This is a genomic window from Empedobacter sp. GD03739 (assembly GCF_029843245.1).
Classification (GTDB): Bacteria; Bacteroidota; Bacteroidia; order Flavobacteriales; family Weeksellaceae; genus Empedobacter; species Empedobacter falsenii_B.
Map to the genome: position 1 here is coordinate 19,942 of NZ_JAOCHX010000018.1, position 20,154 is coordinate 40,095.

Sequence of the window (20,154 nt, forward strand, 5' to 3'; positions counted from 1 at the left end):
GACCACAAAGATTATCGGTTTACGAAACAATCAAATGCAAACTGTAACCAAGCTATACACTACTGTAAAAGAGCTATACAGTAGTGTATAGCTATTCGACAGTTCATAAAATAATAAGGTATATGTCAATGAATTTTGTTCGAAAATGACGAAATGGGATTGAAGAAAACACAAGCGAAAGAATTCGCTAAAATCCTGTACACACAGCATGGTTTGAATCTTAGTCAAATATCTGCGAAAGTTGATGTAACAGCCAAAACGATAGGAAAGTGGAAAGATGCCGAAAACTGGGACTCATTACGCTCAGCTTTAACAACAACTCGATCATCTATCATCAACAATCTACAACGCCAAATGGAACTTTGGCAAATGGAAATCGGCGATAGTTTGGCAACAAATCAACAGACAGACATCTTAATCAAATTAGCCAATTCAATCAAAGCATTAGAGGTAGAGACTGGCGTAGGCGAAGTGATCGACACGCAGATAAAATTTATCGAATTCTTACAACTGCACCAACCAGAACTTGCACAACAGGTAACGCATTGGTCAGATTTATTCATTCAAACGCGTATGTAATGGCTAAAAAGTTCACACAAAAACAACGCGAGTTTTTCCACAGCAAACAAATCTTTCATGTAGGAATTGCACATGAATTCCGTAATGGAGCTTGGTGTATTTACAGCTGGGAATATTACAGATGAATTAAAATGTCCGACAGCAAAATCATATTGGTTGCAGAAGGTGACAATACAGAACGATTAACAATCAATCGTAAAGATTTAGACGACGGTTTTATAAAATTGAGATAATGGCGAAGAAAAGAAAACTAACCGACAAACAGTATTTGGAGCAATGGCAGAAATTCAAAAAGAATATCAGTCTTGCGACACCTGTTGATTTGAACGAAAAGCCAATCGAAAAACAACGTCGAATCGAAGCGTTAGAAAAAGATGACGAGGCGTGGTTTAAATATTATTTTCCAAATTTCTACACTTCCGAACCTGCGCAGTTTCACAAAAAGGCGACAAAACGTGTGATGCAAAATCCCGATTGGTTCGAAGTGAGATCGTGGGCGCGTGAATTGTCTAAATCTGGGCGGACGATGATGGAAGTCTTAAAACTTGTTTTAACAGGTAAAAAGAAAAACATCATCATGGTATCGAATAACCTTGATAATGCAGCACGTTTACTATTACCATACAAAGCGATTTTAGAAAGTAATAATCGAATCATTAACGATTATGGTAAACAGCAAAGTATTGGTAACTGGGAAGCAGAGGAGTTCAAAACACAAAACGGTGTTGCCTTTCGTGCATTAGGTGCAGGACAATCGCCACGTGGTACGCGAAATGATGCAATTCGACCAGATGTTATTTTGATTGATGACATTGATACAGATGAAGAATGCCGTAACAAAGACAGAATCAAGAACAAGGTAAAATGGGTGTTCGAGGCATTATATGCCACACGATCTATTTCAAATCCTTTATTAATGATTGTCTGTGGGAACATCATTGCAAAATATTGTACAGTTACTGAATTAGGTAAAAAAGCCGATAAATGGGACGTTGTGAACATCCGAGATAAAAACGGAAAATCTACATGGCCCCAAAAAAACAGCGAGGCTGCAATTGATCGTGTATTATCATTAATGCCAACATCGTCTGCAAAAAAAGAATATTACAATGATCCACAATCAGAAGGAACAACATTCAAAGAAGTTCACTTCAAGAAATTACCACAATTACGTCATTGTGAAAAAGTGTTGATATACGGTGACCCATCGCCATCGAACAATACAAAAGCTAAGAACTCAACCAAATCGGTTGGTATAATCGGCTACAAAGGCGGCGAATATTACCTGTACAAAATATGGATAGGACACGCAACCAATGCAGAATTTGTCAATTGGTTATCGCAAGCTTGTTTGTATTTGGATTTTAGAAAAATTGATCCTAAACGTGTTTATGTCGAAAATAACTCGTTGCAAGATCCACATTATACACAAGTGTTAGTGCCGTTGGTTAATCAATTCTTTCAACGAACAAATTACCGAATCCCAATGCGTCCAGATAAACGTAAAAAGCCTGCAAAGTTTGAACGTATCGAAGGAACCTTGGAGCCAAAACACAACAGTGGTCAACTGTATGCCAATGAAGCTGAAAAAGATAATCCACACATGCAATTGTTTGTCGAACAAATGTTAGCGGTCTCAGAAGACTGCAAAGAAATGGACGGTCCCGACATGCTCGAGGGAGGCGTATGGTTGATTGAAAATCGTGTTACCAAACAAAATACAGACTATGCAGTTGGCACAGTTGAAAATAGAAGGTATTAATAACTTTTTAAAAACCATTTAAAATGTTTTTACAAAAATCAGATTTAAAAAATAACATATACAATTATCAAGTCGAAGACATTACAGAAGGTGATGACGCAATTGTATTACAAGCCTTGCAAGCGGCAGAGGACGAATGCCGTTCGTATTTGGCAGCAAATAATAAAAAAGAATGGCAGGACGGACGACTGAAATACGACTTAGATGCTATTTTCAGCGCAACAGGAACAGAACGAAATGCATTGATTTTATCACATTGTATCATCATTGCAAAATGGCACATCATCGATTTAGCTAACGTTGACATTTTATACGAACAAGCCAAAGACCGCTACGATCGTACAATCAAATACCTTAATCAGTTAGCAAAAGGCGACATCTCATTGGACAGTTTGCCACAAATCAAACCACCTGTTAGTACAGACGACGAAAACACAGACGACACCTATCCATTCATGTACGGATCTCGAGAAAAATTTAATCACGAATAATCATGGCAAAAAGAAATCGAAATAAAACCAAACCTACAAATCAACAAAATCGAGCAAAATTAAGCACGGAATTGGTTGAGCAATATGTCTTCAAAACTCGTCAAGATATTTCAAAATGGCGCATAGCTGAGAATGCTATCAAAGCTGTTGAGTTCCCAATGTCTTACCTGTTATACAACTTGTATGACGATATAATGAATGACACAACGGTTACATCTCAAATTGAAAATAGAACGTTAGAGGCTATTTCTGCCAATTTCAATCTTCGACCAAAAGGTGGCGACATTGATGTTGAGTTAACAGAAGAATTGCAAAATGCTGAATTTATTAATGAAATCATTCGTCAAATTGTGTACACCCGTTTTTTTGGTCATAGCGTAATTGAATTGGATTGGGATAATACAACAGGTGAAAACAATTTAAAAACAACCTTAATTCCTCGTCAAAATATCATCGCAAAAAAAGGTTGGTTTCACAAAAACTACCAAGATGCCGAAAAAATTAATTACCGTGAATTACAGGAATACGGGACTTGGATTTTAGAGTTTGGAAAAAACGATGATTTAGGATTGTTAAATAAAATTGTGCCACACGTTTTATTCAAAAAATTTGCGCAATCATGCTGGTCTGAACTCTGCGAAATTTATGGTATTCCTCCACGTGTGATGAAGACGGACACGCAAGATCCACAAGCTTTAGCGCGTGGTAAAAAAATGATGCAACAAATGGGCACAGCCGCTTGGTTTATCATTGACAGCACAGAGGAATTTCAATGGGCGCAAGGTGTACAAACAAATGGCGATGTGTACAACAACTTAATTCGTTTGTGTACGAATGAAATTTCAATTGCGTTGAATGGAGCTGTATTAGGTCAAGACACACAGAATGGTAGTTATGGCAAAGAACGTGCAGGACAAGACACTTTGAAAAAATTAGTCATGGCAGATATGGCGTTAGTCGAAATGTACATGAATACACGTGTAATGCCAGCATTAGCACGAATTGGAGTTGTTCCAGAGGATTATGTATTTCAGTACGAAATTGCCGAAGACACAGAAGAGCTTTGGAAAATGACGGTGCAGGCGTTGAATCATTTTACTGTAGATCCTGAATGGGTAAAAGATAAATTCGGAATCAAAATAACAGGTGAAAGAGAAAGTGCAATGCCTGTACAACAACAAAATTTATCGGCTGACGACGGTTTTTTCGTTTAAGGGCTGAAAGGCGACGACCTATCAGCCCGCGAGTGTATTACAAGTCACTACACATGCGCATTGATGATTTATACAATTGTGAATGCGAAGATTGTAAAAAAGATGCTATCATTAATCTTGCAGCGAATTATAACAGCGTAGATGATGTAATTAAAGCAGGTTTGGAAGCTTTAAAATATTTGCATGCGCAAGGTTCATATAGTTACAAAGATTTGGATCAGGAACCGTACAAGAATTTAATTAATCAAACGAATAGTTTCTTAAATAAAGCGGTTACAGATAACAATGTAACTGACTTTATGCGAGACGCGTTCAAAAATGATATTTTCATTTTCTCACACTTACGCACACATGCGCAATTGCAGGAAGCTGGTAGTTTATTATTGACGGATGATGGTAAAATAAAATCCTTTGATCGATTCAAATTAGATATTGCGAAAATCAATGGTTTGTACAACGATAACTATTTGCAAGCCGAATATCAATTTGCAGTCTCATCTGTACAAATGGGTGAGAAATGGCAAAATTATGTTGAAAGCGATCGCTACAATTTACAATACAGAACGGCGCAAGATGATAAAGTAAGAATTTCTCACCAACCATTACACGGAATTACTTTACCAATGAACAATCCGTTTTGGGACAAGTTCTACCCACCGAATGGATGGCGCTGTCGTTGTAATGCTGTACAAGTTCGTGCAAGTAAATATCCTGCAACCAATGAAGAAAATGCGCTAAAAGCTGGAAACATTGCGACAACACAAATAGGTAAAGACAATAAAAATCGTTTAGAGATTTTCCGATTTAATTCTGGTAAACAACGTCTTGTTTTTCCACCAAATCATCCATACAACAAAATCAAGGATGCTGATAAGGTGAAAAAAGAGGTTAAAAAAGAGATTAAGAAAAATGATGTTGAGAAATTAAAAACGGTTGAAGACTTAAGCAATTTTACTAATGATTTATCAAATAAAAATCCAGAATTATTCCATCGAGGATTTAAGAAAGTTAATCTAACATTACGGGAAGACATTAATGGAAACACAGACATGAATGGTACTATAAATCTTCGACAAAATATAATTGATGATCTGATAGGAGGTATAAATAATATTAACAACAATATACCTACAACATTTGAACAAGAAAGAGCATTTGGTACATATTATCATGAAATCATGCATAATTCTAATAAAAAAGGTATTCATTATTCTAATCTTTTAACACCTACAGAAACAAGATACATGGAGCTTGCAAATGAGTTTGTCTCACGCAAAACATTACCCGATTTTATGAAAAAAATGGGTGGAAAATTAAATCATGAAATTCTAATGTCAGATAGAAAGAATACAGGATATAATACAATGGTAAGAAACTTTGATAGTTTAATTCGTTTTGTAGATGCAGACGAAAGCAAAGTATTATCTGATGTTAAGAAGAATTTAATTGAAGGTGATTACAAACTTCAACAAAAATATTTAAAAAATGCAATATCAGATCATTCAGCTTATAAGTTAAAAGCAAAAACTTATGACAGCTTATTGAAATGGGCTAAAGATTATAGTGAGAAAGATTTTAATACAATCTTAGAACACAACAAAAAAGTTTTAAAAGGACTTGAAAAAACTAAGAAGTAGGATAAATCGAATTTAGTTGTCTCATTAAGTCACTTAAATTGTGTAACTCCGCAAAACAAAAAAGTCCCAAAACCCTTTCGTCTGTTTTGGATGATGGATCAGCAGAAATCATAACAGGATTAAGTTTTAGCAAAACTGCTAAATCATTTTGAGTTATTTCTCTTAAATCAAGATTCTGATATGTATAATCAATTTTCGACATAATTACAAATTTACAAAATAATTCAATATGAAACCGATAATCGAATATTTTCAACAAATTTTACAAGATGTACAGATTGAGGCGACTGACGAATACGATAAAAACTTTGAACGAAAAGCCTTTTTTGACGAGCAATGGGACGAAACAAAATTGCAGAATCAAAACGGCTCACTAATGATGAGATCGGGTAATTTGCGTAGTTCCATCAACTCAACCATACAAGGCGATGGCATTGTTTTTACATCAAATTTACCGTACGCCAGCATTCACAACGAAGGCGGTAAGATTACAGTTACAGCCAAAATGAAAAAATACTTTTGGGCGAAATATTACGAAAACAAAACATCTGCTGACATGCCCAACAATTGGAATACTCAAATTGCAGCACAAGCATCAATTTGGAAAGCAATGGCATTGAAGCCTGTTGGTGCTAAGATTGAAATTCCACAACGACAATTCATCGGCGATCATCCGCAAGTAGATGAGTTTGTAAAAGATGTTGTCGACGAGAATTTTCAAGAAATAGAACGCGATTTATTCAACTTATTCACAACACAATAATGAAAACATTTTTAGAAGAAATTCAAAACAAACTAAAAGCTAAATTCGCTTACGTAGACGAGAATTGGGGACAACTCAATTTACCACAACCACCTGTAAAATATCCTTGTGCGTTGATTGATTGCGACAATGCAGCGTACAGCAATTTAGGGAACGATATTCGACAGATACCGACATTACGCCAAGAAGGAACGATAAACATTGAGTTAACAATTGCAACGTTGAAGATTACGAACACATCAGCAAATGCACCACAAATGCAACGTGATAAAGCATGGTTAATTTATGAATTAATTGAAGACGCTCACAAGCTTTTGCAAGGACAAATCGTAGGGAATGGGAAGTTAGTTCGTACAGGTGTTAGGAGAGTTCGCAGAACGGACGGAATGCAAGAACATCGTATAATCTACACATTAGCTGCACACGATGTTTAAATAGTTTTTAAAACGATTTTAAAAGTGCAAATCTTCGTCAGGTGTGTTAAGAATTTTGTACAATGTCGCACGTGAAATCGGATAAACTGGTTTCACGTGTTTTTTAAACGTACGTGTCAATGGAATATCAGGATGCGCATGTTTGCGATACAATTCTTTGATTAATCGGTAGCGTATTTTAGTATTGTCAAATGTCGGCATGGTGTGTTGTGTAGATAGTTGCAAGATAACAAATATTTAATTTGAATGCAATTTTTGATTTTGTATGCAAATTTATATCTTAGACAATAAATATTAAAACTATGGCAATTTCACCATGCGAAACAATAGAGGTTATTGTTTCTCGACTTTTACAAGATCACCCAGAATTCACAACTTTTGAAGCTCATCAATTAGCTATTCAATTACAAAGAAATCAATTATTAGAGGAAGCTTTATTCAGAGATGGCTATTCTGCTATTAAAGGAATTGAAGAAGAACTTGAAAATATTAAAGATCAAATACATGATCTACCTAATTAAACAAAAAACCTCTGAATATTCAGAGGTTTTTGTTTATTAATAATTCTCAATTACCCAATTATCGGTTTTATGAAAACGAATATTTATATCATAAAATATATTCTTATACCAACGATTGTTATAATTTGCATCACTCAACAATTGTTCAGCATTTAAAGTTGGTGTTACATACTTTTGCCAGAACGGAAATAACTGCAAATATTCAGCGGTTACAGATTGAAATTTATACATCTTTTTTCCTTTAACGTTCAGATCAGAATTTGCACCATCAAAAACAAACGAAAAAGTAACTTTCATACATTCTGTACAAGCATAGATACCCGTAGTCTTATATTTCGCTTCAAACTCTTGTAAAGTATATTTTGCAGGATAAAAACGAAGGATTCTTGTATAATTTTTTTCATAATCATCATACAATTTAAATGCATTATTTGTCAATGAATTAATTTCATTCGCTACAGTTGTAACCTGTACAGAATCTAATTTATTCAATGATTTTAAATAATCTATATTTTGTACACTATCATTTTTTCCATTCATTACATCTTTTGAATCTTTATTATTCTGCTGTATTAATTCCCATTCTTCTTTATAGCAATCTAAACAAACTAATTTTTTAAAAGTTTCAAGTTGCTTTATTGAAATTTTTGAAGTAGTGATGTAATTTTCTATAACACTTAACTGAGGATTAGACTTTTCGTTCAAAAAATGTTCAGTAAACAAAACTTTATTAAGAAGTTCTTTGTCTATTTTAGCAAGTTTACTTTTAGAATCATTGTCTAATCTAAAATGTTGTGAAAATACATTAACAGACAATAATAACAATAGGATAAATGAATATTTCATAGTATTTATTTAAGTCGCTAATTTACAATATTTATAAAAAAAAAGACTACTCATTTGAGTAGTCTTTATTAACATGTTTGTTTTCTTGTTCTTTTCCACAAATCTTACAACATGGTTGTTCATATTGACCAGCCAAAGAATCCGATTCCCATTCATGTTCACAGATATTCTGTAGACTTTCTATTGCTAAATCAATATGCATCGCATGTGTATCTGCTTTTTTCTTTTCTTCATTCAGCTTTGTGAATATTTCTTTAGTTAACTCCATTTACACCAAACTGTTTTAATTGTCGTTCTAATCGTTCTATAATCTCATCAATTGGCTCAGAGAACAAACCATAAACTGTAGCACCTTTTTCTTTTTCGAGTTTTACAGCTTTGTATTCTGCCAGTAGCGCATCACTTACTTTTATTTCTTCCATTTTTATCTCTTCTTTTTAATTCGTTTTCGTAAATCTCATAAGCATCAAACACCTTATTATTTTTTGCTCGGATCATTTCATTTTGCAGTTCCGAATTCGTCATCGAACTTACAACCTGCCGAAGATTAACCATAAATTGCTCGTGGTGATTAACTTCTGGTAAAGGTGATGTAGAAGTAATAACCTTAGGTTTTATTGATTCTTTCCAAGCTTTATGCAGTTTATCAACATAATCTACATTGTACTCGCGTGGTGCGGCAAGATCTTCTTGTTCTTTTTTCTCCCTTTCCAATTTTTCAACTCGTTTTTTTTCTTCCCATTGCTCGGCTTTTATCTCGTTGTAAGCTGGCAGAAATAGCGTAAATAACACATCACTATCAAACCTACCTTTGTTCGAACCCAATTCCCCACGACGTCCCATTTTCAGCATCAATAAAACATCTTCTAAACTTTCGTATTTCATTTTATCGAGCAAGTCATCAGCAAGTACATAAGCTTGCATTGGTGTCATATTTTCAGAATATTTGAAAGAACGTGCCGTATTAAGAATAGCGATTTGTAAAATCTGTAAAACCTGTTTCTTGCTCAATCCATCATCAGCTAACAATAAACTGCTTAATTTTCGACATTCAATTGTTTCAGCCAAAACAATGGAGGATTCTTTTTCGAGAATAACCATTGATCGTCCATTGATGTCGTTGATGTCTTTTTCAAAAAAATCTTTATGCCAATGGGTTGAAGTTACGATCCCGTTGTCGCTGTTCTTCTTGGTGATTTCGTTCGACATGCTGTTTGAATTTTTGTGGATTCTTCTCTATATCTTCAACTTCCTGCAAATACTTTTCGATTTTCGACGGTCGAAATAAAGTTTCTGGATTAAGATGCGCTTTCATGGTAAAATCATTTGCCCATTGAAAAACTTTCAATTCAATCACCTGTTTCAATTGCTGAACGGTGATACCTTCCTGTAATCGAGCGTTGATATGGCTCAAATTACTTCTACGTGCCGAAAATCGACGCTTAGCCAATTCGTTGAGGTAATTTAAAACCTCCGTTGCTTCTGGGTGAATGTTAGACTTAACAGGTAATCTGTCCAACACTTCTTTTATTGTCCATTCGTCTAAGCCCTGTGCAGATAACGCATTGGCGATTTCTGTTTTGTTATAAGTTTCTGTTTTAGTCATATCAATAAATTGGTGGTTTTGGCTTTTCGATTGGTTGGTAGTGGGTGATTAAATTAAAAGGAAGTAAACTAAATTCACTTTTTAAAACAAAGTGCTTGCTTTGATATAATGAAAGGAGAATTTTATCTTTATAATTTATCCAACATTCTGTGATATTTTTAGGTAAATCATCTTCACTTTCTATTTTAATCCAACCATTGTTAAATTTTGAATTTAATGATTCGAAATAATCTGTATAATCTGAAATACCAAAAAAATGTTGTTTATCAAAATCATCTTTAATCCAAAATTCATCTTCATTATTATTTACTCCTAAAACCTCATATACATTACCAATAGTTAAAGTTTCTTGACCAGTTCTTCTCATTTTACATACATTAATAGCTGTAAGTTGAGCACCTTTTACAATTTCTTGTTTCATCTTTTAAATTTTTTAATTACCATTTGTTCTAATGCAAATATTACTTTGCTCACTTCTTGCGGTTCCATTTTCTTTAATGTTTTCCCAGCTACAGGACATCGATAACTTTTGATCCAGCAACCTAAAATATGCAGACTGGCAAAAGTTGGTTTCTCGACATCTCGCCACCCCAATTGTTTGGCAAGTGACAAAACTTTGCGATGTTGTGGATTTTCATTTTCGAAGTAGGCATAAATAGTAGGATTTGGCAATTCGCCTGTTGTGTAGCAATGGATAAGTTCCGTTAATTCTATGTCGGTTAAATTGGTTGTAGAAATCACTTTATAACCGAGTATTTTCCCGAAGTCAGCTAACCGCGCATTGCGGTCGCTGTACTTCTCTGACACGATGGTCATTAATTGTTGGATAAGCTGTGGTTTGGTTTTCATGTCTTAATTATTTACAACATTTTTACCACTTGGATAAATACTTTTTAAATGCTGTTTAAAAGCATGTAGTTCAAAGTATTCTAACTTCGTTTCGGGTTTCCAAACTCCGCCCAGATCTTGATAAACCGCTTTGCCATTTACCAAGAAACCTTGATCTGTTAATTTTGATATTGTGATTGGCATTTTTAATCGTGATTTTGTTGATTACTATTTTTTACTATTTTGTAAATCCACAGCGCCACAATGACGCCGTAGATTACTATTGCTAAAATTTTGTTACTACTCATCGGCAGTTGGTAATAAAAAGCTTAAATCAAAATCCTTTGGCAATTCACAAGATGTGATATTCAACGGGATCACTTTCTCTACACCATTAGCATCAACCATCCATGCCTCTATAAACCATTTACTCATTTTTGGTTTGTACGCCTTTTGAATTAATTCCATTCCTTCAGCAAAATCAGTATTTGGATACTCTTCGTTGGCGTGTTGCGATAGTTCGAGAACTTTTTTACTATCCAAATCTCCTTTTGCATTCTTTTGTAAAAGACGATTGACTAATTTCATCAATTTTGCCGATTCAGGATCTTTTGCTAAAGAACCCAAAAACTTGTGAACCAATGCCAATCCATAGTTGGCATTATCATCGTAACCATCTGTCACTCTGTAACCCAATATAATCTTTGCATTCGGCAAGCTAATCGTATGTGTTTTTTGAGTAGATGAAATCCCTAATGTGTCAATCTTCAATTTCAGATAATCTACAAATGAAGTGTAAACAAATAGTTTTGCTGATCCCAATGCTTTTGACGCATTCTGAAGCTGTTCAATAGCTTTTGGCAATTGTTCCTGCGCAATGTCTTCTAATGCTTTTAGATTGATTGCTCGTTGTTCCTTTTCGGATTGTTTTTCAGCAGCCAATTGTTTTGCTAATTCTGCTTTCTGCTCTGCTGTTAAGTCTTCTAATTTTATTGTCATCGCTTATTTTTTTTGCTTTGAATTTTTTTCAAATTCTGAAACTAATTCTGAAAATTCTTTTTTAAATCCTTTTGTGTGTTTCAATGCTTCTTTCAGAATATCCATAACTTTCGGCTCTCTTAAAAATACCTGCATCATCATAGGAATTAAATTTCCTTTAGATCCACAAGTTTGAGCATGAGTAGTTATTGTTCCGTCTTTATCTTCTTTAATCGATAAATGAAATAACGCTGTTAAATCTTCTGTGTTGATTGATTTTGGTTTTTGGTCCTGTGACATAATTTAAAATGTTTGTATTAATAATAATTGTTGTTTTTCTCGATCTAATGTGTAGTGCGAATTCACATACACAAAATTTCTGTGACTAATTTCTGTAAGGATTAAAGCGATTAAACCTTTCAGATGATCTGGAATAGTACAGGGACGATTAAAGTGTAAATCGTTTGATACTTGGTGCAATTGACATCTGTCTGTCAAAGTCAAACACTCGTTTCCATGTGTATCGTAATTTAGGATCAATAAAATATCATCCTCGCTGTATCGTCTATCCATTCTAATTGTTTATAGTATTCAGTCGGGACTTTGTTATCCCATTCATTTTCGTTTTGCTCTTCCATTAGTGCTAATTGAGCCTTATAATTATTCAGCTCATTATTTACGACGATGTACATATAATGGAAAGGACTATTGATTTCTAACCATTGTGTCAATTTCACAATGATTGATGCTATTTCAATTTTAGTAATCGTCGTTTTCATTGCAATACATTTTGATTAATACACTTGGATAAATCTCTTCAATTTCTTCAGCCATCGAGATAAGAACATCATTCAGTATTGCTGCATCAAGTAACGAATCGATATAAGCACTGTTCTCATTATAAAAGCGACGTTCTACTAATTCAAACTCATCTATATACCAATGCCATAAAGAAATGTTAGTGGTAATACTTTCTAACAATAAATTTTGTTGTCTTGCAATCACAGTAGCCCATAATTCAAATAAGGCACGTGTAAAGTTTCTATACTGTCTCGAATTCATTCCAAGTGCAGCAATAATTCTAATTCTAACCGTTGTCTTGTCCATTGTTGAGTGTTTTTTAATCGGTTTCTAATTCTTTATTTTTTCCTTGTAGATCTTCAAAGCCTTTTTGCCAGACAATGAAGAACTTATTATTTGGTCCATACTTTCGACCTTTGTTTGTAGCTAAATAGCCATTAACAAATACTTTTTGTGTAGCATCGTAATAGATGCTTGTTTCAAATTCAGTTCTGGGATGCGCTCCCTTTCCGTGTGCTGTGAAAACAAATAACTTCTTAGGAAATTGACGCGTAAATTCAATGAACTTATCAAAAGTGTAACCTCGAAAGAAATACATTGCACTATCAATGATGATGACTTGCGCACTGTTACGCATTTTCAGACGTTCTGTCAAAACTTCTATTGGTTCCGACACCATATTAAAGTTATGAGCGACATCGTGCATTTTAAAGAGCGTCAAACGATCTTGCACGTTGTCATCATCTAAATCTTCCTCTAAAAAATTGTACAGTACCTTTTCAGATCGCGCGAACTCCTTTGCCAGTTGCATCATAAAGGACGACTTTCCACTCCCAGAGTTTCCAACAACTATCCATCGTCCCTTAATTTGCGGATGTCCAAACACATCATAAAACCTACCTTTGAATTGTATTTTTGTTGATTTATAATCCAGTACATTCTGTACCGTCAAGGCGCGTTTTAATTTCATATTCTCGGATTTCCTAAAATCTTACGTACTAATCCCAATGTTAATGGTTCGTTCATTCGTTCAGCCTCTCGCATTGCAGGTACTAACACATCGTGCAATTCTCCATAGTTCTCGCAATTCTTTTTCAACCAAACTTTTAATTCCTTATCCTCAATCGCTTGGATAAACTGATCAAAACTGCGGTCAATTGGATTCAGTTCACGAATCCCAAATTTGATGCGTCGATAAAACTGTGGAATACCAGAGCGATTCTTTTTTCTTAGCTTATCCAAATTATCAAGTAACTGATCCGTACCGATTAACACAAGTGCGGAATAGCCAACTAAACCATCGTACAACTCTTTCATTGAGCAAAGCGCTGGTTGCTTCATATATTCGCACTCATCGTAGATCACCGTAGGATATTCGCCAATCATTTGTTTACCCTTTAAAAAATCTGCGATGGCACTAATTTTTTTCGATTTGGTTTTTGGCGTTGATATTTTCATTTCTTCCAATGTTTTGTCTAACAAATCACCAATTGTATCAAGACTTCCAACCGTAATTTTGTAGGTATCAACTGGGAACTTATTTCGAAATAACTCACTTGTAAATGTCTTACCACACCCAGTTTCACCAATTATCACATGAGTAGTACTGTGCTCTCTCGCTTCCTGTAAGGTTTCCAACATACGCATCATTTGCGCTGTTGGACGAACCTCCCAATATTCCTTTTTCAATGAAAAGTCAATTTTCTCGGCAATCATTTTATACCACTTATCAGCGATTAAGACATTACCTGTTATGATTTGACCTTTCAAAATAGCACCGATGTAGCGCTCATTAATTTCAGATCGCTTCACAAACTCATTTGCCGACATCTGATGTTGTTTCAAATAAGCGTTCAACGCTTCTGATATAGATTTTTTTTGTACTTCCGTTAATTTCATTTTTTAATCATTTAAATAGTTAGACAAATCAACTTTTGCGTTCAAATACGCGTCTTGTTCTTGTTGCCAATCTTTCAATTGACGTTTTTCGTCTTGTTGTTCGAATTGTTGCAACTTCTTTTGAGCTGCTTTTTTTCGTTCCTCCGATTTGTGGTCCTTATGTTGTCCCAAACTATCTGGAATCAAGAATTTTTGTAAAGTTTCCAACTGTGGATTACTCTCAAATAATTCTCTCACCGTGTCTTTTCGTTCCACCATACGATCTACAATTGTCGCAGTCAAATCTTTGTTGAATTGATAAATCAAAGAACGTTGTTCGCCATCTTGTGCCTCCTGATTCGCAATCGCCATTGGTTGAATGTATTTTTGCTCCAAAACAAATGACAGATCGCCAATTTCTTCAAGCAATCTTCCATTACGAGATTTGGCATTTGTAACATACACTCTACTCAAATCTTCTGGATCAAATCGGACCAGCCAATCCAAGTGCATATACTTTCGCCAGTTTAGATCAAAGCTATCGTACCAATGTTTTTGCCCGTAAATCGTAACTTCCAATCCGTCACCTTCCATGCGATTCGTGTAACCTGTTGTTTCACCGAAGACATGCATATACTTGTCAAATGACATTGGCATCAAATGCTTATCAGAAATATTGGCAAAAGATTCGATGTATGCCATTCGCTTCTCAGCGCGATCATTCTCGATAGCATCAACTATTTGCTGAACCACCCCCTCGTAAGTTGGGAACTGATGACGTATTTTAGCCAAATAATCACCATTTGGTTGATTAGCTTGACTTGCTGTTACGTTATGCCCAGACCAGTTTGGTAACATCTTCGCTTGAAGATAATTTGTATTAAATCGGTTAAAGAACGCCTCAATAACTTTTGACTTCGAATTTTTTACTGCCGCTGGCGTAAAATGCTTACACAACGATTCGTAAAATGGTCTCAAGTGTTTGATTTGGTAATTATCGGATTGGATCTGATACGGTTGATGACGTTGCTTAAATAATTCTGCTGTGTGATTGATTGCATTTTTATAAGCCGCACGAATCAGATCCGAATTTTCATTCTCACCAATCGCATAACCAACGATATAATCATTGAAAGGATCTAAAACCATTACAACCGTTGGTCGATGATGATAAGTAGTTACTTTATTACCTTCCGCATTAATTTTCGTTTTCTGATATAACAACTCAACATCCCAACCGTCATGCACCCAGAATAACATTGACGTATCTGGACGACTTCGTTTATTCTGCATCAACTTCGTATGCATCAATTCTGTTGCACCTCTCGTAAAGGATTTGGTAAACAAATCAACTTCCTTACGTTTACGCGCAACTACCGAAGCATCAATTTTCCGCTTGTTCATACGCTCTGCCATTATATTGAAGAAATTCGCCACCTGTTCATTATTCAAATTCTGTGGTTGTGCCAATAATTCTTCTAACAAAGAATCCCAAATATCATCTTTGATGATAGCTGCATTTCGCGTCATCAACTTACCAGAGATCAAACTCGAATAACCTTCCTTTTGATATTTACCAACTTTACGACGCAATGCATCTTTATTAGTTGGTAAATCATGATCAACCGCATGGAATGCATTAACATCTCTGCTTAGCGAATCCCAAATATCAAATTGACCAACAACGCCAATAGCTTTGGCATACGATTTTCTATTCGCCTTAACCTCAAGTAGTGTATTCAGCACCGAGGCATTAATTGTATATCGTTCGATTAACTCAGGTGTTAATTTTTTTTTCGAATTCTCATCACCATAACGATGCGTTAAATAAAAATCTAATGCTTGATTATCTCTTATATAATATTTTTCAAAGAACGACTGTCGCACCTGTTCTGGTGGCTTTCCAAATTTCTCGACCAGCTGACTTCGCCAGTCTTCGCAGAGGGAATCATAAATTACCAATGCTTCAAATCCGAGCGAGGCTCGTCGCAGTTCTTTCTCACTGCATGTTTTACTTCTAATCCTTTTATTTAAGGCATTCCAACTAATCAAGGAAAGACTTTTAGGATGAGATAAAACTATCTTGTCACTTTTAATTAGAAACTTAGTCTTTACACCAAGCTTTCCGTCGTAATACTCAAATGGTACTTCTCTTTTTTCCATACACATTTATTATTTGATCCCTTAATCGGATTCGAACCGATGACCTTTGCAACCTCGCTTCTTATACGTGTTTCAGACGAACAAGGAAAATGCAATACTCTAACCGCTGAGCTATAAGGGAACCTTCAATACATAAACACAAAAAACGTTGTTCCCGCTCACGGCTCGAACGTGAGTGCCTTCCTGTCGGGATAATTCATTAAATTTGAAATCTCACTTAAAAATTTAATTATGAATGATTTATTAATGTTATCTAACCGCTTATATGTGTTAGAAATCCTTTTGCTTCAGAAAAATATTATTGAACCTGACCATTATTTTGAAGTTCTGGAAAAGTTTATTCAGGTTTTGCCTGATGTACAGCTTTCAGAAGAGTCTCACGAATTAGATCATGAAGTTTCTCAAATTGGTGATTTAATGGAGCAACTACAGGTTCATAAGGATTATCTAAAGAGGGCTTTGAATCAATAACTACATTTAGATTTCCTACCAAACGCTCTAAGTTCACAACTACAGGGCGTTTTTCTTCCATCTTGTCAGACATAATTTTATTTGCCATATAAGCATCAAATGCTTCTGCTTTTTCTACATTAGCAACAATTCGTGCCTCTAACTCTCGTTTATTAATTATTTTTTTTGCATGTTTTCTTGCTTTTTTACTAATCTTTACGATAGTATTCTGTTCCATATCGAACACGTAAATAGTTTTTGTTTTCATATTATAGTTGTATTTGTTTCATTATTTCCTCTGTCTCTCTCAATTCATCTCTCATTATTTCCAATGCTCTCACGCGTATAGCTTGTGCAGTAGGCGAGTTATTGTAAAATGCCAATGCTTGATCTACTGTAGCTCTTGACACTTGAAATTCTTCAGCGAGAATTTTCATCGAACCTAAAGGCGGCTTAATCTTTTTCATATCTTTACATTTGTTAATATGTTTTTATATCGCATTATTACTTATAATTTGATATTGCAAATATATACACAGTTTGGGAATATAAACAAATAAAAAATCACATTTTGGGAATAATAATTGATAACAAGTTGATTCTTAGGAAAATAAGAGAATATTATAAATTTGAAAGTGATGCCGAATTTGCTAAACATTTAGGTATTAAGCCAAATACTTTATCAAATTGGTACAACAGGAACTCTATAGATTACTTAAAAATAATCACAAATTGTGAAGATATTGACGCGAACTGGCTTCTTACTGGTGAAGGCAATATGTTAAAAGAACACAATCAAAAAAACATGATTGCAGAACCTGCCAGATCTTATCGAAAAACAGCAGACAAAATATACCCAGTACAACAAGTACCTGTATTTAATTTAGATGCGACAATGGGTTTGGTTCCTATGATTAATGATAACGGAGTAGACGAGGACAAGATCATAGACTTTATCTCAATTCCTAATTTACCAAGTTGCGACGGGGCAACATCTGCAACTGGGGATTCAATGTATCCTTTGTTAAAGGCAGGAGATCTAATCGCGTATAAACGCATCGCCTTAGAACCAAATAGTATTTTTTATGGAGAGATCTATCTACTATCAATCAAAATTGACGAAACCAGCACATACAAGACAATCAAGTTTGTTCAAAAATCAGAATTAGGACCAGAATATTTGCGTCTTGTAAGTCAAAATCAACACCACCCACCAATGGACATCGAGATAAAACAAATAGCCGCAATTGCACTGGTTAGAGCGTCTATACGCATTCACAACTAATAAAACCCTTTGTTTATGCAGGTTTCAAAGCTGAAAACAATTGTTTTAACTGCATTATCGGGGTTGCTATATATCTTTTTTTTGCGTTTTAACGTATTTTTTTACAATTAACACATATAGTTGAGAGTGTTTTTTTACATCGTTGAGGCGACCCATTAGGCGACCCATAAGGCGACCCATTATGTAAATAAGGGCTATTTTGGGCATTTTACAAGTTCTTTAAAACCTTTTTAAAAAGCCTTTAAAGACAACTTTGTTTATCAGGTCCATACATCAGCAAAAGCCCTATTTATAAGGCTATATGTAGTAATAAGAAGTAAAAAGCCCAGTTCTTTTTAGATCTGGGCTTTTATTTTGGTTTTACAGGAAGTAAAAGAGAAGTATAAGGTACAATCGGGCATTTCTAATTTTATTCATTTAAACATGAAAAAAGCCTTTATACTGCATGTACAAAGGCTTTCAAGCTAAAAATCGTTTTTTTATTTACGGACTTTTGTTATATATGGGGGTATTTAACTTACAAATCATAACATTTTTTTTAAATTTGTTTAAAATAGTACGCAATGAAATATTTATTCATCGGATTTTTAGGGCTATTTATAGCTTGTAATGCGCAAGAAACTAAGAAAGTTTCTAAAAAGCAAACCATTCATCAAACAACAAAAACACCTCAAAAAGTGAACAAAATTTACGATTATACATTCAAAGATATCAATGATGACGATTTTAATTTCGCGGATTTGAAAGGAAAGAAAATCTTAATTCTTAACACAGCTTCAAAATGTGGTTACACACCTCAATATGATGCTTTAGAAAAATTGTATCAAGAATATAAAGATCAAGGTTTAGTTATTGTTGGATTTCCTTCAGACAATTTTGGAGGTCAGGAATTTGACAACAATGAAGAAATTGCAAGTTTTTGTAAATTAAATTATGGCGTAACTTTTCCTTTGATGTCAAAAAGTGATGTAATTGGAAAAAATCAAAATGAAATTTTCAAATTCTTAACAAAAAAATCATTGAACGGAAAATCTGATAATGATGTAAAATGGAATTTTACGAAATTTTTGATTAACGAAGACGGAACTTTAGAGGCTTCTTATCCATCAAAAGTAACTCCAGATTCAAAAGAAATAATAGATTGGTTAAATAAATAGTAAATGAAGTTAGATATTCTTGCAATTGGAGCTCATCCTGATGACGTAGAATTGGGATGTGGAGGAACACTTGCAAAAGAAATTAAAAACGGTAAAACAGTTGGTATTCTCGATTTAACAAAAGGAGAATTGGGAACTCGTGGTACTGATGAAACGCGCCGTGTAGAAGCAAATGATGCCAAAAACATTTTGGGAGTTGCTGTAAGAGAAAATCTTGGAATTCCTGATGGTTTTTTCTTGAATGATAAAGAAAATCAATTGAAAATTGTCGAAATCATTCGCAAATATCAACCTGATATTATTTTGAGTAATGCACCTCACGATCGCCATCCAGATCATGGAAAAGGTTCAGATTTAGTGAATACTGCTATTTTCTTATCGGGTTTACCAAAAATTGATAATGGATTACCAGCTTGGCGTCCAAAAAAGCACTTCCACTACATTCAATGGTTGCCTTTAGAACCTCATTTTGTAATTGATATTTCTGGTTTTGTTGATACAAAAGTGGAAGCTTGCATGGCGTATAAAACGCAATTTTTTGATCCAAATTCGAGCGAACCTCAAACACCAATTTCATCGAAGAATTTTACAGATTCTATCCGATATCGTGCATATGATTTAGGAAGATTAATCGGAACTGAAGGTGGAGAAGGATTTATTTCGCGAAGTTATATTGGCGTAAATAATTTAGATTCTTTAATTTAGAAATAAAGGTGTAAAAAACCTTTATTTTTTTGTCAAAATTATTTGCAAGTACCGAT

The 20,154-nt window shown here is 34.5% G+C and carries 32 protein-coding genes and 1 tRNA gene; 12 read left to right on the top strand and 21 right to left on the bottom strand.

Annotated elements, in window-relative coordinates:
• Positions 1–153 precede the first annotated feature (153 nt).
• The 6 genes from N5E64_RS07535 (at position 154) to N5E64_RS07560 (ending at position 5,683) form a co-directional block, all read left to right on the top strand.
• On the top strand, positions 154–579 hold the full coding sequence (locus tag N5E64_RS07535) for a hypothetical protein (protein WP_280036787.1): 426 nt from the start codon (positions 154–156) through the stop codon (positions 577–579).
• Positions 579–704 carry a hypothetical protein gene (locus N5E64_RS07540; RefSeq protein WP_280036789.1) on the top strand — a complete coding sequence of 42 codons (126 nt, stop codon included), beginning with the start codon at positions 579–581 and terminating at the stop codon, positions 702–704. Before N5E64_RS07535 ends, N5E64_RS07540 begins: the two co-directional genes overlap by 1 nt.
• 107 nt (positions 705–811) lie before the next feature.
• Positions 812–2,341, top strand: coding sequence for a hypothetical protein (locus tag N5E64_RS07545; protein WP_280036790.1), 1,530 nt, complete (start codon positions 812–814; stop codon positions 2,339–2,341).
• Between the two features lie 23 nt (positions 2,342–2,364).
• Entirely contained in the window at positions 2,365–2,832 is a 468-nt protein-coding gene (locus tag N5E64_RS07550; RefSeq protein ID WP_280036792.1) for a phage protein Gp36 family protein, read from the top strand.
• 2 nt (positions 2,833–2,834) lie between these two features.
• On the top strand, positions 2,835–4,046 hold the full coding sequence (locus N5E64_RS07555) for a DUF935 family protein (RefSeq protein WP_280036794.1): 1,212 nt from the start codon (positions 2,835–2,837) through the stop codon (positions 4,044–4,046).
• A gap of 53 nt (positions 4,047–4,099) precedes the next feature.
• Positions 4,100–5,683, top strand: coding sequence for a phage minor head protein (locus N5E64_RS07560; RefSeq protein ID WP_280036796.1), 1,584 nt, complete (start codon positions 4,100–4,102; stop codon positions 5,681–5,683).
• Here N5E64_RS07560 and N5E64_RS07565 read toward each other — a convergent pair.
• On the bottom strand, positions 5,673–5,885 hold the full coding sequence (locus N5E64_RS07565) for a hypothetical protein (protein WP_280036798.1): 213 nt from the start codon (positions 5,883–5,885) through the stop codon (positions 5,673–5,675). The genes N5E64_RS07560 and N5E64_RS07565 overlap by 11 nt on opposite strands.
• Before the next feature lie 27 nt (positions 5,886–5,912).
• Here N5E64_RS07565 and N5E64_RS07570 point away from each other — a divergent pair, with 27 nt between their 5' ends.
• Positions 5,913–6,446: a phage virion morphogenesis protein gene (locus N5E64_RS07570; RefSeq protein WP_280036800.1), complete on the top strand. Its 534-nt coding sequence runs from the start codon at positions 5,913–5,915 to the stop codon at positions 6,444–6,446.
• Entirely contained in the window at positions 6,446–6,880 is a 435-nt protein-coding gene (locus N5E64_RS07575) for a hypothetical protein (protein WP_280036802.1), read from the top strand. The genes N5E64_RS07570 and N5E64_RS07575 overlap by 1 nt, the downstream gene beginning before the upstream one ends.
• Before the next feature lie 18 nt (positions 6,881–6,898).
• On the opposite strand, the gene N5E64_RS07580 is transcribed toward N5E64_RS07575, so the two are convergent.
• Positions 6,899–7,105: a hypothetical protein gene (locus tag N5E64_RS07580; protein WP_280036803.1), complete on the bottom strand. Its 207-nt coding sequence runs from the start codon at positions 7,103–7,105 to the stop codon at positions 6,899–6,901.
• Between the two features lie 77 nt (positions 7,106–7,182).
• On the opposite strand from N5E64_RS07580, the gene N5E64_RS07585 reads away from it, so the two are divergent.
• The gene (locus tag N5E64_RS07585; protein ID WP_280036805.1) at positions 7,183–7,401 is read left to right on the top strand and encodes a hypothetical protein; all 219 of its coding nucleotides are present in this window, start codon (positions 7,183–7,185) and stop codon (positions 7,399–7,401) included.
• Positions 7,402–7,437: 36 nt separating this feature from the next.
• On the opposite strand, the gene N5E64_RS07590 is transcribed toward N5E64_RS07585, so the two are convergent.
• The 19 genes from N5E64_RS07590 to N5E64_RS07680 all read right to left on the bottom strand — a co-directional run bounded on the left by N5E64_RS07590 (position 7,438) and on the right by N5E64_RS07680 (position 17,418).
• Positions 7,438–8,247 (bottom strand): hypothetical protein, encoded by an 810-nt coding sequence (locus N5E64_RS07590; protein ID WP_280036806.1) that lies wholly within the window; start codon positions 8,245–8,247, stop codon positions 7,438–7,440.
• Between the two features lie 46 nt (positions 8,248–8,293).
• Positions 8,294–8,515, bottom strand: a complete 222-nt coding sequence (locus tag N5E64_RS07595) for a hypothetical protein (protein ID WP_280036808.1) — start codon at positions 8,513–8,515, stop codon at positions 8,294–8,296.
• Positions 8,502–8,669: a hypothetical protein gene (locus tag N5E64_RS07600; protein WP_280036809.1), complete on the bottom strand. Its 168-nt coding sequence runs from the start codon at positions 8,667–8,669 to the stop codon at positions 8,502–8,504. The genes N5E64_RS07595 and N5E64_RS07600 overlap by 14 nt, the downstream gene beginning before the upstream one ends.
• Positions 8,647–9,456: a hypothetical protein gene (locus tag N5E64_RS07605; RefSeq protein ID WP_280036810.1), complete on the bottom strand. Its 810-nt coding sequence runs from the start codon at positions 9,454–9,456 to the stop codon at positions 8,647–8,649. The genes N5E64_RS07600 and N5E64_RS07605 overlap by 23 nt, the downstream gene beginning before the upstream one ends.
• Positions 9,392–9,853: a conserved phage C-terminal domain-containing protein gene (locus tag N5E64_RS07610; protein ID WP_280036812.1), complete on the bottom strand. Its 462-nt coding sequence runs from the start codon at positions 9,851–9,853 to the stop codon at positions 9,392–9,394. The genes N5E64_RS07605 and N5E64_RS07610 overlap by 65 nt, the downstream gene beginning before the upstream one ends.
• 1 nt (position 9,854) lies before the next feature.
• A complete protein-coding gene (locus N5E64_RS07615) occupies positions 9,855–10,274 on the bottom strand; it encodes a hypothetical protein (RefSeq protein ID WP_280036813.1) in 420 nt (139 codons plus the stop codon).
• On the bottom strand, positions 10,271–10,702 hold the full coding sequence (locus N5E64_RS07620; RefSeq protein ID WP_280036815.1) for a hypothetical protein: 432 nt from the start codon (positions 10,700–10,702) through the stop codon (positions 10,271–10,273). The genes N5E64_RS07615 and N5E64_RS07620 overlap by 4 nt, the downstream gene beginning before the upstream one ends.
• Before the next feature lie 3 nt (positions 10,703–10,705).
• A complete protein-coding gene (locus N5E64_RS07625) occupies positions 10,706–10,885 on the bottom strand; it encodes a hypothetical protein (protein ID WP_280036816.1) in 180 nt (59 codons plus the stop codon).
• A gap of 96 nt (positions 10,886–10,981) precedes the next feature.
• Entirely contained in the window at positions 10,982–11,680 is a 699-nt protein-coding gene (locus N5E64_RS07630; RefSeq protein ID WP_280036818.1) for a DUF3164 family protein, read from the bottom strand.
• Positions 11,681–11,683: 3 nt separating this feature from the next.
• Positions 11,684–11,959, bottom strand: coding sequence for a hypothetical protein (locus tag N5E64_RS07635; protein ID WP_280036820.1), 276 nt, complete (start codon positions 11,957–11,959; stop codon positions 11,684–11,686).
• Positions 11,960–11,962: 3 nt separating this feature from the next.
• Complete coding sequence (locus N5E64_RS07640) at positions 11,963–12,232, bottom strand: hypothetical protein (protein WP_280036821.1); 270 nt, start codon at positions 12,230–12,232, stop codon at positions 11,963–11,965.
• Positions 12,196–12,438: a hypothetical protein gene (locus tag N5E64_RS07645; RefSeq protein ID WP_280036822.1), complete on the bottom strand. Its 243-nt coding sequence runs from the start codon at positions 12,436–12,438 to the stop codon at positions 12,196–12,198. Before N5E64_RS07645 ends, N5E64_RS07640 begins: the two co-directional genes overlap by 37 nt.
• Positions 12,419–12,766 carry a hypothetical protein gene (locus N5E64_RS07650; RefSeq protein ID WP_280036824.1) on the bottom strand — a complete coding sequence of 116 codons (348 nt, stop codon included), beginning with the start codon at positions 12,764–12,766 and terminating at the stop codon, positions 12,419–12,421. The genes N5E64_RS07645 and N5E64_RS07650 overlap by 20 nt, the downstream gene beginning before the upstream one ends.
• A gap of 13 nt (positions 12,767–12,779) precedes the next feature.
• Positions 12,780–13,430 (bottom strand): ATP-binding protein, encoded by a 651-nt coding sequence (locus tag N5E64_RS07655; RefSeq protein WP_280036826.1) that lies wholly within the window; start codon positions 13,428–13,430, stop codon positions 12,780–12,782.
• Complete coding sequence (locus N5E64_RS07660; protein ID WP_280036829.1) at positions 13,427–14,359, bottom strand: ATP-binding protein; 933 nt, start codon at positions 14,357–14,359, stop codon at positions 13,427–13,429. Before N5E64_RS07660 ends, N5E64_RS07655 begins: the two co-directional genes overlap by 4 nt.
• A 3-nt stretch (positions 14,360–14,362) precedes the next feature.
• Positions 14,363–16,501 carry a hypothetical protein gene (locus tag N5E64_RS07665; protein WP_280036831.1) on the bottom strand — a complete coding sequence of 713 codons (2,139 nt, stop codon included), beginning with the start codon at positions 16,499–16,501 and terminating at the stop codon, positions 14,363–14,365.
• 16 nt (positions 16,502–16,517) lie between these two features.
• A tRNA-OTHER gene (locus N5E64_RS07670) sits at positions 16,518–16,622 on the bottom strand.
• Between the two features lie 216 nt (positions 16,623–16,838).
• Entirely contained in the window at positions 16,839–17,189 is a 351-nt protein-coding gene (locus tag N5E64_RS07675; protein ID WP_280036833.1) for a hypothetical protein, read from the bottom strand.
• Between the two features lie 31 nt (positions 17,190–17,220).
• On the bottom strand, positions 17,221–17,418 hold the full coding sequence (locus N5E64_RS07680) for a hypothetical protein (protein ID WP_280036834.1): 198 nt from the start codon (positions 17,416–17,418) through the stop codon (positions 17,221–17,223).
• Between the two features lie 104 nt (positions 17,419–17,522).
• Here N5E64_RS07680 and N5E64_RS07685 point away from each other — a divergent pair, with 104 nt between their 5' ends.
• The 3 genes from N5E64_RS07685 to bshB1 all read left to right on the top strand — a co-directional run bounded on the left by N5E64_RS07685 (position 17,523) and on the right by bshB1 (position 20,098).
• Positions 17,523–18,236, top strand: coding sequence for a helix-turn-helix domain-containing protein (locus N5E64_RS07685; RefSeq protein WP_280036837.1), 714 nt, complete (start codon positions 17,523–17,525; stop codon positions 18,234–18,236).
• Between the two features lie 563 nt (positions 18,237–18,799).
• Positions 18,800–19,393: a glutathione peroxidase gene (locus tag N5E64_RS07690; protein WP_181816287.1), complete on the top strand. Its 594-nt coding sequence runs from the start codon at positions 18,800–18,802 to the stop codon at positions 19,391–19,393.
• A 3-nt stretch (positions 19,394–19,396) separates the two neighbouring features.
• Positions 19,397–20,098 carry a bacillithiol biosynthesis deacetylase BshB1 gene (gene bshB1 / locus N5E64_RS07695; protein ID WP_125349099.1) on the top strand — a complete coding sequence of 234 codons (702 nt, stop codon included), beginning with the start codon at positions 19,397–19,399 and terminating at the stop codon, positions 20,096–20,098.
• Positions 20,099–20,154 lie beyond the last annotated feature (56 nt).

Bases quoted from the DNA above. Each gene is read 5' to 3' on its own strand.
- N5E64_RS07535 (WP_280036787.1), top strand. From the start codon at position 154: ATGGGATTGAAGAAAACACAAGCGAAAGAATTCGCTAAAATCCTGTAC.
- N5E64_RS07540 (WP_280036789.1), top strand. From the start codon at position 579: ATGGCTAAAAAGTTCACACAAAAACAACGCGAGTTTTTCCACAGCAAA.
- N5E64_RS07545 (WP_280036790.1), top strand. From the start codon at position 812: ATGGCGAAGAAAAGAAAACTAACCGACAAACAGTATTTGGAGCAATGG.
- N5E64_RS07550 (WP_280036792.1), top strand. From the start codon at position 2,365: ATGTTTTTACAAAAATCAGATTTAAAAAATAACATATACAATTATCAA.
- N5E64_RS07555 (WP_280036794.1), top strand. From the start codon at position 2,835: ATGGCAAAAAGAAATCGAAATAAAACCAAACCTACAAATCAACAAAAT.
- N5E64_RS07560 (WP_280036796.1), top strand. From the start codon at position 4,100: ATGCGCATTGATGATTTATACAATTGTGAATGCGAAGATTGTAAAAAA.
- N5E64_RS07565 (WP_280036798.1), bottom strand. From the start codon at position 5,885: ATGTCGAAAATTGATTATACATATCAGAATCTTGATTTAAGAGAAATA.
- N5E64_RS07570 (WP_280036800.1), top strand. From the start codon at position 5,913: ATGAAACCGATAATCGAATATTTTCAACAAATTTTACAAGATGTACAG.
- N5E64_RS07575 (WP_280036802.1), top strand. From the start codon at position 6,446: ATGAAAACATTTTTAGAAGAAATTCAAAACAAACTAAAAGCTAAATTC.
- N5E64_RS07585 (WP_280036805.1), top strand. From the start codon at position 7,183: ATGGCAATTTCACCATGCGAAACAATAGAGGTTATTGTTTCTCGACTT.
- N5E64_RS07590 (WP_280036806.1), bottom strand. From the start codon at position 8,247: ATGAAATATTCATTTATCCTATTGTTATTATTGTCTGTTAATGTATTT.
- N5E64_RS07595 (WP_280036808.1), bottom strand. From the start codon at position 8,515: ATGGAGTTAACTAAAGAAATATTCACAAAGCTGAATGAAGAAAAGAAA.
- N5E64_RS07600 (WP_280036809.1), bottom strand. From the start codon at position 8,669: ATGGAAGAAATAAAAGTAAGTGATGCGCTACTGGCAGAATACAAAGCT.
- N5E64_RS07605 (WP_280036810.1), bottom strand. From the start codon at position 9,456: ATGTCGAACGAAATCACCAAGAAGAACAGCGACAACGGGATCGTAACT.
- N5E64_RS07610 (WP_280036812.1), bottom strand. From the start codon at position 9,853: ATGACTAAAACAGAAACTTATAACAAAACAGAAATCGCCAATGCGTTA.
- N5E64_RS07615 (WP_280036813.1), bottom strand. From the start codon at position 10,274: ATGAAACAAGAAATTGTAAAAGGTGCTCAACTTACAGCTATTAATGTA.
- N5E64_RS07620 (WP_280036815.1), bottom strand. From the start codon at position 10,702: ATGAAAACCAAACCACAGCTTATCCAACAATTAATGACCATCGTGTCA.
- N5E64_RS07625 (WP_280036816.1), bottom strand. From the start codon at position 10,885: ATGCCAATCACAATATCAAAATTAACAGATCAAGGTTTCTTGGTAAAT.
- N5E64_RS07630 (WP_280036818.1), bottom strand. From the start codon at position 11,680: ATGACAATAAAATTAGAAGACTTAACAGCAGAGCAGAAAGCAGAATTA.
- N5E64_RS07635 (WP_280036820.1), bottom strand. From the start codon at position 11,959: ATGTCACAGGACCAAAAACCAAAATCAATCAACACAGAAGATTTAACA.
- N5E64_RS07640 (WP_280036821.1), bottom strand. From the start codon at position 12,232: ATGGATAGACGATACAGCGAGGATGATATTTTATTGATCCTAAATTAC.
- N5E64_RS07645 (WP_280036822.1), bottom strand. From the start codon at position 12,438: ATGAAAACGACGATTACTAAAATTGAAATAGCATCAATCATTGTGAAA.
- N5E64_RS07650 (WP_280036824.1), bottom strand. From the start codon at position 12,766: ATGGACAAGACAACGGTTAGAATTAGAATTATTGCTGCACTTGGAATG.
- N5E64_RS07655 (WP_280036826.1), bottom strand. From the start codon at position 13,430: ATGAAATTAAAACGCGCCTTGACGGTACAGAATGTACTGGATTATAAA.
- N5E64_RS07660 (WP_280036829.1), bottom strand. From the start codon at position 14,359: ATGAAATTAACGGAAGTACAAAAAAAATCTATATCAGAAGCGTTGAAC.
- N5E64_RS07665 (WP_280036831.1), bottom strand. From the start codon at position 16,501: ATGGAAAAAAGAGAAGTACCATTTGAGTATTACGACGGAAAGCTTGGT.
- N5E64_RS07675 (WP_280036833.1), bottom strand. From the start codon at position 17,189: ATGGAACAGAATACTATCGTAAAGATTAGTAAAAAAGCAAGAAAACAT.
- N5E64_RS07680 (WP_280036834.1), bottom strand. From the start codon at position 17,418: ATGAAAAAGATTAAGCCGCCTTTAGGTTCGATGAAAATTCTCGCTGAA.
- N5E64_RS07690 (WP_181816287.1), top strand. From the start codon at position 18,800: ATGAAATATTTATTCATCGGATTTTTAGGGCTATTTATAGCTTGTAAT.
- bshB1 (WP_125349099.1), top strand. From the start codon at position 19,397: ATGAAGTTAGATATTCTTGCAATTGGAGCTCATCCTGATGACGTAGAA.